Below are 12,717 nucleotides of genomic sequence, written 5' to 3'. Positions count from 1 at the left end.
NCGACACCGCCGAGCCGCCCCGCTCCGCCACGTCCGACGCGCTGGCCGCCAACTGATTGGCCTGGCGTGCGTTGTCGGCGTTCTGCTTCACGGTGGAGGCCAATTCCTCCATCGAGGCCGCGGTTTCCTCGAGCGAGGCCGCCTGCTCTTCGGTGCGGCTGGACAGGTCCGTGTTGCCCGCGGAGATTTCACGCGAACCCACGGTGATTTCGTCCACGCCGCGGCGCACCGTCGAGACGGTCCGGGTCAGGCTTTCCTGCATGCGCTTGAGGGCCGCGAACAGCTGGCCGATCTCGTTGTGCGAACGCACTTCCACGCGGCTGGTCAGGTCGCCCGCCGCAATCTTGTCGAAATGCTGCCCGGCTTCCACCAAGGGGCGGACGACCAGACGGCCAAACAGGATACGCGCAAGCACCATCAGCAGAAGCGCCAAACCGACCGCCCCGGCGACAGCCACCATGGCCAGGTTGAAGTTGGCTTCGGCCTGTTCGATCGTGGACTGCTGCTGATCGGCGATGTACTTGTCGAACTGGCCGATCGCCTCGATGAAGGCGGCACTGCGCGGCGTGCCGTATTCGTTGTTCACCATATAGAACGTCGAATAGTCTTCGCTGCGCAAGGCTTCGACCATGGTGTCCACGCCATCGTCGATATAGGAGCGATAGCGGCGCACCAGGTTCATGGAAAGCTGGCGGCCGGTGTCGTCCTGCAGCATGTTCTTCTGGAAGTCGGCGAAACGGCTGCGCACGCCAGTCAGCAGGTCCGTCGAACCCTTGAGCGCCGCGGCGGCGTCGCGAGCGGAATTCTCGCCACTGCCCCAGCCCGATTCCTGCAGGTGACGCGCGGCCACCATCAAGCCCACGCGCGCGCGCAGCATGTCGCTATTGATGATCTCGACCTGCTTGGCGCGTTCGGTCAGGGCATTGACCTCGCGTATCGACTCATAATTGCTTTGCAGGAAGTAGGCAGCCAAGCCTCCAACCGCCGCGATCAACAACGCAAAGAACGCCATGACCCACAGCAGCATCGTGCCGACGCGGGCATCGCGCAACCGCAGCTTGCGTTTGACCTTGGGTGCGCGCGCGGCTTTTTTCTTGCCGGCCTTGCCGGCCTTTGAACCGGATTCGAGACTCGCTTCCATGTATTTCCCCATCCCTCAGGAACTGCTCTGACCAAATGAAAAACCACCCTGTGGACACGCCCTGTTACACGGGGCATACACTCAGGGCGACGTACATTGCGGCTTGCGCCGCAATGCTCTCTACTGAACTGCAGGGCTATTTGCCCTGAGGCGCCAATCCGGCCGGTTCGCCCGGTCCGGGTATATAGATGGTTTGCACCTCGGGTTCCATCGCGGGCTTCGCCCAGTCCTGAGTCAACTCAGGCGCAGGCGCGGGTCCCAGCAATTTCTGGCGTTCCCAAGGTTCCAGCAGAATATTGGTGCTGTCGACCAGCCGCATCAGCCGGCCGTCGGGGCCGAACTGCAACAGGGCTTCCTTACGGCTGTACAGGCCGTCGGTGACAAAAGTGATCTTGAAAGACCAAAGCGCCAGCAAGGTGCCGTCGCTTTGTTTGAAAAATTTGGCGGGCGGGGCGGTCAGCGCCCGCGAGGCCTCTTCCAGCGTGGTCTGCCCGGGCGTCAGGGTCGACAGCTTGCCGGGGTCGAAATTGTGACCCGTTGCCGCGCAGCCGGCGAGAAAGACCGCAATCGCGGCCGTCGCCAGAAGATGTATATAGCCTCGCATACCCTCTACCCATTTGCCGGCGTCGCCGGCATCAGAAAGATTCCCAATCGTCGTCCGACGGCGCTTGCCTACGGCTGCTGGCCGCGGGCGCCGGCTTCGGATCGGCCTGAGCCGTCGCCGAAGGACGCGCTGCCGGACGGCGGGGCGGACGCGCCGCCGTCGCCCCGGCCGATGCTTCCGGCTTGGCGCGCGCAACGTGCGTCAGGCGCGCGGCGGGAGCCGCCCTCGGCGCCGCGGCGGCCGTTGCGGGCTCCGCCTGGGGCGCCGGCGCCACGACGCGCGGCGCGGGCCGGCGCTGCTGCGCCAACTGCCGTGCCGGCACTTCGATGACTTCGCCTGCATTGATCTTGAACACGGCCACCGCTTCGGCCAGGCGCTGCGCCTGGTCCTGGAGCGAACCGGCGGCGGCAGCCGCTTCTTCTACCAGTGCCGCATTCTGCTGCGTCACTTCGTCCATCTGCGACACGGCGCGATTCACCTGGTCGATACCGCTGGACTGCTCCTCGGACGCCGCCGAGATCTCGCCCATGATGTCCGTCACGCGCTTGACCGACGCCACGATCTCTTGCATCGTCGCGCCCGCGCGTTCGACCTGCTGCGAACCCGCGCCGACCTTCGTCACGGAGTCTTCGATCAGGCCCTTGATTTCCTTGGCCGCCTGCGCNTGCATCGTCGCGCCCGCGCGTTCGACCTGCTGCGAACCCGCGCCGACCTTCGTCACGGAGTCTTCGATCAGGCCCTTGATTTCCTTGGCCGCCTGCGCGCTCCGCTGCGCCAGCGAACGGACTTCGCCCGCCACCACCGCAAAGCCCTTGCCCTGCTCGCCTGCGCGCGCCGCTTCCACCGCCGCGTTCAGCGCCAGGATGTTCGTCTGGAAGGCGATTCCGTCGATCACCGACACGATTTCGGAGATCTTGCGCGAGCTGGCCGAAATGCCCTGCATCGTGCTGACCACTTCCGACACCGCCGAGCCGCCCCGCTCCGCCACGTCCGACGCGCTGGCCGCCAACTGATTGGCCTGGCGTGCGTTGTCGGCGTTCTGCTTCACGGTGGAGGCNCGACACCGCCGAGCCGCCCCGCTCCGCCACGTCCGACGCGCTGGCCGCCAACTGATTGGCCTGGCGTGCGTTGTCGGCGTTCTGCTTCACGGTGGAGGCAAGCTGTTCCATCGAGGCCGCGGTTTCCTCGAGCGAGGCCGCCTGCTCTTCGGTGCGGCTGGACAGGTCCGTGTTGCCCGCGGAGATCTCGCGCGAGCCCACATTGATTTCGTCCACGCCACGGCGCACCGTCGACACGGTACGGGCCAGGCTTTCCTGCATGCGCTTGACGGCGGCCATCAGGACGCCGATCTCATTGCTGGAATTCACTTCCACGCGCACGGTCAGGTCCCCGCCGGCGATCTTGTCGAAACTGTCGCTGACAGCGCGCAAGGGGCGCAGGACGACGCGGTTCATGAACAGGAAGGCGCCCAGCGAAACCGCCAGGATCAGCACCGCCAGTGCGATGTAGACGTAGGCCATCGTCGATGCCTGCGCACGCGACGACGACACCATCTCTTCGCTGTAGGTATTGATGTCGGCGGCGAATTCGCCAAGCTGCTTGAAGAAAAGCCCGCTTGCCGCGCCCGCCTTGGTGTTCTTCAGGGACAGATACGTCGCCGAATCGCCCTTGTCCAGCGCCGCCATCATGGATTGCAGGGCGTCGGCGAAACCGTTGAAGGAGGCAACGAGCTCGCCCTCGGAGGACTTGCCGAGCTCGGTGGTCTTCGGGATGGCCTTGAAGGTCTCCATCTTTTTCTTGGCGTCCGTGACCAGCTGCTGCACGGTGCGCGAGTTTTCGGCGGCGCCGTTCGTGTCGCCCGCCGCGCGTTGCGCGGCGGCGATGTCGGCGCGTATCGTGGCGCGCAGCATCTGCGTGTAGGAATCCTTGATCAGATTGCTCTGCTGCACGCTCAAGGCATCCAGTGCGTTGATCGCCCGGGCATTGGACTGCATGCTGTTCCAACCCAGGACAATGGCAACAAGCGCGGCCAGGGCGACGGCTAATTGGGCAAGCATCAAGCCCGTGCGCACCTTCAAATTGCTAAACATTTCCGTATATTCCGGTAGTCGTCCCGGCGACGCGCTTTTGGCCGCCGGACCGTAAAAGGGGTTTTTTCTACTGCCTGTTCAATGCACTGGCGGGATGCCCCGTCAGAAGGACTCCCAATCGTCATCCGAGGGCGGCGGCCGGCGAGCAGCCGGCGACGGCGTGGCCGGGACCGCGTTTGCCGTCTCGGCAGACCGCGCCGTGGCCGGCCGGCGCAGCGGGCGCGCCGCGGATGCGTTTGCGGGCTTGGGGCGGGCAACCTGCGTCAAGCGAGGCGCTTGTGGCGCCTTCGTCGCAGCCTGTTCCGGTTCGGCGACAGGAGCGGCCTGCGGCGCGGAAACGCGCGGAGCCGTACGTTGCTGCGCCAGTTGGCGAGCCGGCACTTCGATGACTTCGCCCGCGTTGATCTTGAACACCGACACTGCTTCGGCCAGGCGCTGCGCCTGTTCCTGCAGCGAACCCGCCGCGGCCGCCGCTTCTTCCACCAGCGCCGCGTTCTGCTGCGTCACTTCGTCCATTTGCGACACGGCCCGGTTCACCTGGTCGATACCGCTGGACTGCTCTTCGGACGCCGCCGAGATCTCGCCCATGATGTCCGTCACGCGCTTGACCGACGCCACGATCTCTTGCATCNTTCACCTGGTCGATACCGCTGGACTGCTCTTCGGACGCCGCCGAGATCTCGCCCATGATGTCCGTCACGCGCTTGACCGACGCCACGATCTCTTGCATCGTCGCGCCCGCGCGTTCAACCTGTTGCGAACCCGCGCCCACCTTCGTCACGGAGTCTTCGATCAGGCCCTTGATTTCCTTGGCCGCCTGCGCGCTGCGCTGTGCCAGCGAGCGCACTTCGCCCGCCACCACCGCGAAGCCCTTGCCCTGCTCGCCCGCGCGCGCCGCTTCCACCGCCGCGTTCAGCGCCAGGATGTTCGTCTGGAAGGCGATCCCGTCGATCACCGACACGATTTCGGAGATCTTGCGCGAGCTGCCGGAAATCTCTTGCATGGTGTTCACCACTTCAGAGACCGCCGAACCGCCCCGCTCCGCCACGTCCGACGCGCTGGCCGCCAACTGGTTGGCCTGGCGCGCTTGGCCTGGCGCGCGTTGTCGGCGTTCTGCTTCACGGTGGAGGCAAGCTGTTCCATCGAGGCCGCGGTTTCCTCGAGCGAGGCCGCCTGCTGTTCCGTGCGGCTGGACAGGTCCGTGTTGCCCGCGGAGATTTCACGCGAACCGACATTGATCTCGTCCACGCCGCGGCGCACCGATGCCACCGTGCGGGTCAGGCTTTCCTGCATGCGTTTGATCGCGCCAAACAAATGGCCGATTTCATTGGTGCTGCGGACCTCGATGCGGCCCGTGAAATCGCCGCCCGAAATCTTGTCGAAGTGATCGCCCGCCTCGTGCAGCGGACGCAGCACGGTGCGATTGATGAACAGCCAGCAGCCCACGGCCAGCATCAGCGCGATCGCCAGCAGCACGATGGTCACGGTGCGCGAGATGCGGTGGTCGGCCTCTGCCTGGACCACAAGTTCGTTGGTGCGTTCGTCCACGAACTGCAGCACGCCGTTGACGGCTTCGCGGAAGGCGGTGTTGGCCGCGCTGCCCGCGTCGTTCAGATCCAGGTACTGCTGAATGGCCATGGTCGACAGCGCGGCCGCCTGGCGTTTGTAGACGTCGTCGAACTGCCTGTAGGCGGCTTCCAGCTTTTCCACCAGCGCTTCAGAACCGGCCATGCGCGGCGCCTTGCGGAAGGCATCCAGCGACTTGCCGCCTTCCTGCATGAGGGCTTCGGCCCGCTTGGTCTGCGACGCGGCCTGTTCGGTCTTGCCCTGCTGCATGTCCATCAGCGACGTGGCAAGCAGCAGCCGGCCCCGCAGGAAGGCCATGTAGGCGCGATTGAGCTGCGTCGCCTGATTGGAGTAGGCGTCGTTCACACGCTCCAGCTTTTCATTGCTGGAGTTCAAACCCATCCACGCCACGCCATTGGATATGAACATGGCGCCCGTGAAGAGCAACAGCACCAGAACGATACAGGTGCGAACTTTCAAATTACCAAGCATGAAATATCCGAGCGAACGTTAAGCAGCGTGAAACAACACTTCCTACCCTACACGCAACCACGGACGCCCCGGCTTTTGCCAGCAGCGTCCGCAAATGCGCAACTTGCCGCGCCCCGTGGAACGCGGTCTTGAGGCCTACCGCATTACTTGCGGCTGAACAGACTGGACCCTTGAATGGTCATGAAAGCCGCCGAAGCCGCCTGCAATGCCACTTGGCGCAATGCGAGCTGGCTGGCGCCGGCGTAGTAGTCCAGGTCTTCGAGATCCGACAAGGACTTGGAATACGACAGGCCCTTTTGCGTACCGGTTGCGTCAAGCGCATCCAGTTCGTTCAGGCGCGCACCCACCGAAGCGGCCACCGTCAGGACGTTGTCGTAGTTGGACGACAGCTTCTTGTTCGCGGTGGCCAGTTCGTTGTTCAACTTGGCCAGTGCCTTTTCATCGCCGGCAATAGGCGAATCCAGGACCTTGATCAGGTTGTCGAGCGTGTTGAACATGTCCACGTCGGCGGACTGGATGCTCTCGACGTTGATCACGTCGCCGTTCTGGGGCGTACCCTTGATCACCACCGCGACGCCGCCGAAATCGATGCTGGAATCCGGGGTGTAGACCGTGGGGGTGGCGGGAGGCGCGGGTGTGATCACCGGCGGCACGGGCGGGGTCGCATTGGGGTCCGTCGTGATGACGCGATAGCCCATGTTGCCCGTGGCGGGATCCGATTCGAACTGCAGGCTGAAATTCTTGCCGATGTTGGGGCTGCCCGGCGTGACCGACACGGTGCTGAACTGGGCCGTACCCGTATTGCCGGGCGCGGCGGTGCTGACATACGCCTGCGAGCCCGGATTGGCGCGATTGAAGATGTCGCTGCCGAGGTCGCTGGTGGACAACTGGCGCGACTGGTCGACCTGCACCGTGCGTTCGCCGGTGGCGCCGCTGTAGACGATCTTGCCCGTGGCGTCCTGGGCGTAAGGCACCACGCCGCCTTGATAACCCGAGAATAGGTATTGGCCGTTGCCATCGGTGCTGTTCGCCAGGCCCAGCAGCGCATCGCGGGCGCTCTTGAGCGCGGTCGACAGGGCTTGGCGATCGCTGTCGGCGAAGGTGCCGTTACCGGCTTGAACCACGCGGGTACGCACGTCCTGCAAGGCGGTCGTGACCGAATCCAGGATGTTGCTTTCCTGGCCCAGATTGGTCTTTGCGGTATTCCGGTTCAGGCCATACGTGCTGTTCATGCTCTGCGTCTGCGCGACGCCGATCGACAGGGACGCCGACAGCGGATCATCCGCCGGGCTCAGAAACTTGCGTCCGCTACCGACCTGCTCGACCAGGCGATTCATGTCGGATTCCTGAGCAAGAACACCGCTCAGACCGTTCGTGTACATCATCGTGGTGCTCAGGCGCATGGTGCAACTCCGAAAATCTTTTTAGTAATCACAGTTCAACGAGCCGATCAGCCGCGCAGGCCCAACAGCGTGTCAAAAATCGTGCTGGCCACGTCGATGATGCGAGCGCTGGCCTGATATTGTTCCTGGTACAGCGACAGGCTGACGTACTCTTCGTTCAGGTTGACGCCCGACACCGCCTGCTGGGCCGCCGTGGTCTGCTTGATCAGGTTGACCTGCGCCGTGGCCGCCGTCTTGACCTGTTGCGTCTGCACACCCACCGTGTTCACCACCTGGGCGAACATGTCGTTGATGCTCATGGTGCCGTGCGCCAGAAGCTTGCCGTTCTGCAACTGCGCCAGCTTCAGGGCGTTCTTGCCGTTGGCGTCACCGCCCTCGGCATCGGCCGCCGCGACCTTTTCCGGATCGGTGATCAGGACGTTGATATCGCGCGCGGCATCGCGCGTGGGCGACAGCGACCACTTGTCGCCCGCCTGGGGCGGCGCGTTGATGGTCAACGTGACGCCCATCTCGCCTTCAAGGTTCAACGTGGCGGTAGGAGGCGTGCCGGTGGCCGGACCGTTGTAGATCTGCGCGCCTTCCGGCATGCGCAGCACCTGGTAGTTGGTGCCGTCGAACGAGATCTCGTAATCCTTGGCGTTGACGTTCGCCAGGTTCGTGAATTCGCCGGAGATCTGCGCGTTGCTCTTGTTCTGTGCGTTCGGAACGCCCTGCGGCGATCCGATGCTGAAGAAATCCGTGCCCGGGTTGCCGCTCTGGTCCAGGCCCAGCTTGTGCTGCTCGTTGAAGGACATCGCCAGCCCGACAGCCATCTGACCAAGCTGGTTCTGCAGCACGTCCAACGACGAGGCGCGGAACTGCAACAGACCGCCCAGCTTGCCGCCGGTGACTTCGCTGTCGCTCATTTCGACGGCGATGGTCTTGCCCGAGCCCGCCGGCAGCGTGTACGCCAGAACGGTGCGGCTGGTGTCCGCCGCCGAGGAAACGGCTTGCAGCGGATAGATGGTGGTGCCCGACAGCAGGGATTGGCCGCCCTTGGTCAGCGAGACGCTGATCTTGTCGCCCTGCTCGTAGGTGGTGACGCCGATCAACTGGTTCAGTTCCATCACGGCCTGATCGCGCTGGTCGAGCAGATCGTTGGGGGGGCTGCCGCCGGCCTTGCCGGAAGCCAGCGAGATCTGCTGGTTCAGGTCGTCGATGCGGGACAGGTAGCTGTTGACCTGGTCGACCGTGGTGGTGATCTGCGTATTCAGGCCTTCGCGCTGATTCTGCATTTCCTGGTAGGCCGAGCGGATCTGGGTAGTCAGGCTATTGGCTTGACCCAGCAGATCGGCGCGCGCGGCGGGATCGGCGGGCTTGCTGGCCACCGTGTTCATGCTGGTGAAGAAATTGGTCAGGCCCGGCGCGATGCCGACGGTGCGATCGGAGAACAGGTTGTTGATCTTCGAGACCTGGTCCAACTGCGCCTGCAACTGGGCGCCGCTGCCGTTCGCGCCGACAAGCTGCTTATACAGAAAGCTGTCGTAGCTGCGCTCGACCGTGTCGACCTGGACGCCGCGGCCGATGTAACCGTTGGTGGTGGCTTGCGCGCCCGCGGTCGAGGTCATCACGCGTTGGCGGTTGTAGCCCACAGTGGTGGCATTGTTGATGTTGTGGCCAGTGGTCGCCAGACCTGCCTGTGCCGCGTTCAACCCACCCAATGCCGTTTTGTACAAATTCATGCTGACAACCCCGTATGTAACCGCAGCTGATATCTCTGGATACTCCGTTTACGGCAGGAGCCCACCCAAATTTAGAGTCCTTCCAGCATCTGGCGAGAATTTTCCACGCTGGATGCCGCGCCGCGCAGCTGGCCCATGATGCCGATCAGTTTCTGCGCGTAGCGCGGGTCGGTCGCGTAGCCGGCGTCCTGGATCCGGCGCGCCGCGTCGATCTCGTTGCGGGCCTGCGTCACGCTTTCGTAGCGCGGGCTGTTACCGATCAGGCGGGCGTAGTCCGCGAACGATTCCTCGTACGAGGCATAGGCCCGGAAAGGTTGCGTCACCTTTTTAGCGACGCCGTCTTCGTATTCGGTGGTGAGCACGTTGACGACCTTGCCCTTCCAGCTGGAGCCCGCCTTGATGCCGAACAGGTTGTAGCTGGTACGGCCATCTTCGTGCTTGATCTCGCGCTGCCCCCAGCCCGACTCCAGCGCCGCCTGGCCCATGATCAGCCGCGCCGGCACGCCGCTCTGCTGCGAAGCCAGGTTCGCGGCGCGCGACATCCTGGATACGAAGCTGACCACGTGGTCCGGGGCTCCTTCGGCCGCCGCGAGCGCGCGGTCGCTGGGGCGGTTGTTGCGCATGACATTGAGCAGCGCCGAGACTTCGCGCGAGCCGCCCGGGCGGAAATCCAGGTCGCCGCCCTGCCCGATGCTCTTCACGGCGTCGGCGGAGACATCGCCGGGCTTGCCTTGCTGCATCTGCGCCAGGATGGATTGCGACAGCCCGATGCCCGGCGAGGCCAGATGCAGCGCAAGCTGCTCGTCGGCCATGGATTGCAGCATCTGGGTCTGCTGCGAGTCGAACAGCCCTTCCTTGGGCGTGGCCTCGCGCATGCGCTTGACCATCATCTGCAGGAACAGGGCCTCGAACTGCTTGGCCACCTGCTTCTGCTGTTCGGTGCCCGCGGGGTCTTTCTTGACGTCGCGCCTCAGGTCGGACAGGCGGCCCATGTCGAAGACCGAATCCTGCCGAGTGGCGCCGCGAGCCGCATCATTGGTGTAAGCCATGGCCGTCAGATGATTTCCAGTTCGGCGCGCAGGGCGCCCGCGGTCTTCATCGCCTGCAGGATAGCCAGCAGGTCCTGGGGTGTGGCGCCCAGCGCGTTCAGGCCCTTGACCACATCGGCCAGATTGGCGCTGGTATTCACGCGCTGCAGCGAGCCGTTGTCCTGGCGCACCTCGATCTGGGTATTCGGCACGACCACCGTCTGCCCTTGCGTGAACGGGGTATCCGGCTGGAAGACCTCGTTCTGGCGATTGATGATGACGGACAGATTGCCGTGCGCCACGGCGGCCTCTTCGATCATGACCGTGCGGTTCATGACGACCGACCCCGTGCGGGCGTTGATGATGACCTTGGCGACCGTGGGCGCGCGCGTCACCTGCAGGTCTTCGACCTGCGACAGGAAACGGGCCTGCGAGGCCAGTTCCATCGGCGTGCGCACCTGCACGACCCGGCCGTCCAGCGCCGTGGCCGTACCCTGGCCGAACTTGCGGTTCAACGCCGTCGCCACGTTCTGGGCGGTGCCAAAATCGGTATTGTTCAGCTCGACGTGGATATAGCCGTCGCGCGAAAACGTGGTCGGGACGCCGCGCTCGACGATGGCGCCCGAGCTGATGCGCCCGCCGTTGAGCTGGTTGATCTGAACGCTGGAGCCCCCCGAGGACGCGCCCGCGCCACCCACCAGGATGTTGCCCTGGGCGATGGCGTAGACCTGGCTGTCGGCGCCCTTGAGCGGCGTCATCAGCAAGGTGCCGCCCCGCAGGCTCTTGGCATTGCCCATGGACGACACCACTACATCCAGCGTCTGTCCGGGCCGGGCGAACGCGGGCAAGGTCGTGGTCACCATGACGGCCGCGACGTTCTTCAACTGCATGTTGCTGCCGGCGGGCACCGTGATGCCCAGCTGGGACAGCATGTTGGTCAGGCTTTGCTGCGTAAAGGGCGTCTGGCGCACCTGGTCGCCGCTGCCGTCCAGGCCCACGACCAGGCCGTAGCCGATCAACTGGTTGCCTCGGACGCCCTGGATGGAGGCCAGGTCCTTGAGGCGTTCAGCCTGCGCCGTACCGGCGCCAGCCGCCAGCCCGACGGCGACGCAGACGCGCGCCAACAGAGACAGCACGGCGGATATCGGAGTCGGTTGTTTCATGTCTTAGAACGGCGAGGCGATCAGGAAGAAGCGTTGCAGCCAGCCCATGGTCTGGACTTCGTCCATGACGCCCTTGCTGCGGTATTCGATGCGGGCGTCGGCCACCTGGGTGGACGACACGGTATTCGTGCCCGTGATGGAGCGGGGATCCACCACGCCCGCGAAGCGCACGTATTCGCTGCCGCGGTTGATGGCGATCTGCTTTTCACCGGCGACCTGGAGGTTGCCGTTGGACATCACGCCCACCACCGTCGTGGTGATGGTGCCAGTGAAGGCGTTGTTCGCCGTGCTGTCGCCCTTGCCCTGCGACACGTTGCCGCCCTTGGCGTCCGTGTTCAGGTTGGCGCCCGCCCAGCTATCCATGAAGGACGGCGCGGCGGCGATGCCCAGCGTGGTCGAACCCGTGCGGTTGGTGTTCGTCGCCACGTTCTTCGAGGCATTGGTGCGCTCGTTCAGGACGATGGTGACGATGTCGCCAACGTTGCGCGGGCGGCGGTCCTCGAACAACGGGTAATTGCCGTAAGTCGTGGGCTGGTATATGGAGCCCGTGGGCTGCGCCATGGGCATGGGCGGCGGCGGAGGCGCCGCCGTCGTCGGCCCGGTCACGATGGGTTCGGGCGGAATCATGGCGCAACCCGCCGCCAGCATAGCCAGGGCGGCAGCAAATACCAGACGCAGGACAGACATGGGCATCACAGTTGGGTCAGGCGGGCCAGCATTTCGTCCGAAGTCTTGACGGCCTTGCTGTTCATTTCGTAAGCGCGTTGCGTCGTGATCATGTTGACCAGTTCTTCGGCAACGTTCACGTTGGACGTCTCGACGTAGTTCTGCATGATCGAACCCGCGCCGTCCACGCCGGGCTGCAGCAGGTTGGCCGGACCGGAAGCGTCGGTTTCCAGGTACAGGTTTTCGCCGATGCTTTGCAGGCCGGTCGGGTTGATGAAGGTGGCGACCTGAAGCTGGCCGATCTGGACGTTGATCCCGGCGGCGCCAGGCTGCGTCACCGACACCATGCCGTCCTTGCCGATCGTGAGGGACAAGGCATTGTCCGGCACGTTGATCGGCGGCTGGATGACATAGCCGCTGACGGTGACCAATTGGCCGTTCTGGTCGCGCTGCAGGGCGCCGTCCCGGGTGTAGGCTTGCGTGCCGTCGGGCAGTTCGATCTGCAGGAAGCCGCGGCCGTCGATGGCGACGTCCATTTCGCCGCCGGTGTTGTTCAGGTTGCCCGAAGAATGGATGCGCTCGGTGGCGGCCACGCGGGCGCCGGTACCCAACTGCAGGCCGGACGGAAGCTGCGTGGCGTCGCCCACCTGGGCGCCGGGCTGGCGCAGCGTCTGGTACATCAGGTCCTGGAACACGGCACGGCCGCGCTTAAACCCGTTGGTGGAGACGTTGGCCAAGTTGTTGGAAATCACGTCCATGGAGGTCTGTTGACCTTCCAGGCCCGTCTTGGCAATCCACAACGAACGCATCATGATGAAGTACTCCTGGTGCCGCGGCCCGGCC

Annotated in this window: 9 protein-coding genes and 4 pseudogenes; all 13 read right to left on the bottom strand. The window is 64.5% G+C overall.

The genetic code is table 11. The features are described from left to right. Nucleotide 1 precedes the first annotated feature (1 nt). Nucleotides 2-1,141, bottom strand: a 1,140-nt coding sequence (locus ASE30_RS29540) for a Tar ligand binding domain-containing protein (protein WP_235515252.1), incomplete at its 3' end; no start/stop codon positions are given. 136 nt (nt 1,142-1,277) lie between these two features. Then, on the bottom strand, nt 1,278-1,745 hold the full coding sequence (locus tag ASE30_RS11375) for a hypothetical protein (protein WP_057284416.1): 468 nt from the start codon (nt 1,743-1,745) through the stop codon (nt 1,278-1,280). 31 nt (nt 1,746-1,776) lie between these two features. Further along, nucleotides 1,777-2,409 (bottom strand): annotated as a pseudogene (locus tag ASE30_RS29535) (methyl-accepting chemotaxis protein); the annotation flags it as partial. 1 nt (nt 2,410) lies between these two features. Beyond that, nucleotides 2,411-2,802 (bottom strand): annotated as a pseudogene (locus tag ASE30_RS29530) (methyl-accepting chemotaxis protein); the annotation flags it as partial. Between the two features lies 1 nt (nt 2,803). After that, on the bottom strand, nt 2,804-3,835 hold a 1,032-nt coding region (locus tag ASE30_RS29525), incomplete at its 3' end, for a Tar ligand binding domain-containing protein (RefSeq protein WP_235515251.1). Nucleotides 3,836-3,937: 102 nt separating this feature from the next. After that, nucleotides 3,938-4,466, bottom strand: a pseudogene (locus tag ASE30_RS29520) (methyl-accepting chemotaxis protein); the annotation flags it as partial. 1 nt (nt 4,467) lies between these two features. Then, nucleotides 4,468-5,893: pseudogene (locus tag ASE30_RS11365) on the bottom strand (methyl-accepting chemotaxis protein); the annotation flags it as partial. A 143-nt stretch (nt 5,894-6,036) separates the two neighbouring features. Beyond that, the gene (flgL, locus tag ASE30_RS11360) at nt 6,037-7,296 is read right to left on the bottom strand and encodes a flagellar hook-associated protein FlgL (RefSeq protein WP_057284415.1); all 1,260 of its coding nucleotides are present in this window, start codon (nt 7,294-7,296) and stop codon (nt 6,037-6,039) included. 47 nt (nt 7,297-7,343) lie between these two features. Then, nucleotides 7,344-9,017, bottom strand: coding sequence for a flagellar hook-associated protein FlgK (gene flgK, locus ASE30_RS11355; protein WP_057284414.1), 1,674 nt, complete (start codon nt 9,015-9,017; stop codon nt 7,344-7,346). A gap of 71 nt (nt 9,018-9,088) precedes the next feature. Then, the gene (gene flgJ / locus ASE30_RS11350; protein ID WP_057284413.1) at nt 9,089-10,066 is read right to left on the bottom strand and encodes a flagellar assembly peptidoglycan hydrolase FlgJ; all 978 of its coding nucleotides are present in this window, start codon (nt 10,064-10,066) and stop codon (nt 9,089-9,091) included. A gap of 5 nt (nt 10,067-10,071) precedes the next feature. Beyond that, entirely contained in the window at nt 10,072-11,208 is a 1,137-nt protein-coding gene (locus ASE30_RS11345; RefSeq protein WP_057284412.1) for a flagellar basal body P-ring protein FlgI, read from the bottom strand. A gap of 3 nt (nt 11,209-11,211) precedes the next feature. Then, complete coding sequence (locus ASE30_RS11340) at nt 11,212-11,901, bottom strand: flagellar basal body L-ring protein FlgH (protein ID WP_057284411.1); 690 nt, start codon at nt 11,899-11,901, stop codon at nt 11,212-11,214. After that, nucleotides 11,901-12,686, bottom strand: a complete 786-nt coding sequence (gene flgG / locus ASE30_RS11335) for a flagellar basal-body rod protein FlgG (protein ID WP_057284410.1) — start codon at nt 12,684-12,686, stop codon at nt 11,901-11,903. The genes ASE30_RS11340 and flgG overlap by 1 nt, the downstream gene beginning before the upstream one ends. Between the last annotated feature and the right edge of the window lie 31 nt (nt 12,687-12,717).

It is taken from the genome of Achromobacter sp. Root83, from assembly GCF_001428845.1.
Taxonomy (GTDB): domain Bacteria; phylum Pseudomonadota; class Gammaproteobacteria; order Burkholderiales; family Burkholderiaceae_B; genus Achromobacter.
This window is presented reverse-complemented; position numbering and strand designations above follow the sequence as displayed.